General features: G+C 65.4%; 2 pseudogenes. Both read right to left on the reverse strand.

Features of this window, described 5'->3' with window-relative positions:
- Positions 1-1,177: pseudogene (locus tag WBB85_RS02945) on the reverse strand (hypothetical protein); the annotation flags it as partial.
- Positions 1,178-1,314: 137 nt separating this feature from the next.
- A pseudogene (locus WBB85_RS02950) lies at positions 1,315-1,603 on the reverse strand (VOC family protein); the annotation flags it as partial.

Genomic DNA, 1,603 nt, shown 5'->3' on the forward strand with positions numbered 1-1,603 from the left:
GAACATCGTTGCCCGCCTTGCCCGAAAGAACGTCGTCGCCGCCCGCGCCAAGGATCATGTCGTCAAGACCGGTGCCGCTGATCGCATCAGCCCCCGCACCGCCCGAAAGCGTGCCGCCCTGCCTTGAAAGATCGTAGCTGAAATGCGAGATGCCGGCCTCGGTGGCGGAGGCGACCGCAATATGCAGCGCGCCCTGATCCACCGCCAGCGCCAAGGCTGCCGGGTTGTCCAGCACCGTCTGGGCGGTGTCGGCATAAGACCCCAGATGCAGCAGTTTTCCGTCGGGCCGGAACCGGAACAGCGAAAACCCGTCGTCGCTGCCCGCCGCCACGACAAAGGTGATGCCACCGGATTCGATCGTTTCAAGGTGCACGATCCCCGAGAACCGCGTGTCCAGACTGTCGATCACGTGGTCAACCGCGCGAAAGCTGCCGTCGGGCTCCAGCGACAGCACCGAGATCGACGAACTTTCCGCCCCCGCGACCAGCGCATAGGCTTGCCCATCCACGGTCACCGCCCGGACCGCGACCGCATCGCCGATCCCCAAGCCCTCCGCCGCGCCGAATTCCGCCGTGTAGGAGAGCGTCCCTGCCGGTGACATCGCATAGCTGATCACGCTGTCATTCCCGTCAGAGGCCGCCAGCACCCAGGTCTGTCCCCCCATCCAGACGGTCGCCAGATCGGAGATCCGGCCCTCACCCTCATCGGGCAGGGCGGTGAAGGCCGACAGCGCGCCGCCCGACACCGACGCGACGCTCAGTCCCGCACCGCCGGGCTGGGCCGCCACGACGAACTGCCCCGTGCCCGAAGACGCACCGACCAGCCGGAGGCTGTCGCCGGCAAAGCCGCTGTTCAGATCGCTCAGGCAAAAGGCCTGACCGGTTTCGCCGTAGGGCGCGGTAAGGTCCGCCGCGATCAGACTGGCCGAAAGGTGGTAATCGCGCGCCCCGAACTCGGCGAGAACGAAGCCGTCATGCGACGGGCCCAGAAAGGTATTGCCTTGAAAGCTGGCCCCGCCGTCAAGTTCGATCTGCACGATCCGCGCCGTCGTCGCCTCGCCCGCGACGCCCTGCAACACCAGTCCGCCGGCGCCGGTCTGCAGCGTCAGCTCATGGATATCCGCGCCAAACGGCAACAGGCCGGAGCCGAACGTCTCGACAAGGATGATCTGTCCCAAGCTGCACCCACTGACCATGCATCCCCACGATGCAGGGCTATTCTGGGCCGGGTGGTTTAAGGAAAACTCACCTGCAGCGGCCAATGCCCGGTTGTTTGCCGGGCATTGGATTCAATTCCGAACGATCGGGCTGCGGCTCAATAGGGGTTCTTCGGACCCCGGTCGGCGCTCAGGCTGTCCTGTCGGCGCTGCACCAGTTCCTCGATCGCATCGGCCAGATGGATCTTGTCGATATGGTGATCGCCCCGCGCCACCCGGATTCGGTGCGCCGTGATCATCACGTCGGCATAGCTCGCGCCCTGCGGCGGTTCGAAGCGGTAGCTGGCCAGTTCGATCAGGAACCCCATCGGATCGGTGAAATAGATCGAATCCATGAACCCCCGGTCCTTGGGTCCGCTGTGCTTGATGCCGCGTTCGTCCAGCCGT

It is taken from the genome of Albidovulum sp., assembly GCF_049646345.1.
GTDB lineage: Bacteria > Pseudomonadota > Alphaproteobacteria > Rhodobacterales > Rhodobacteraceae > Albidovulum.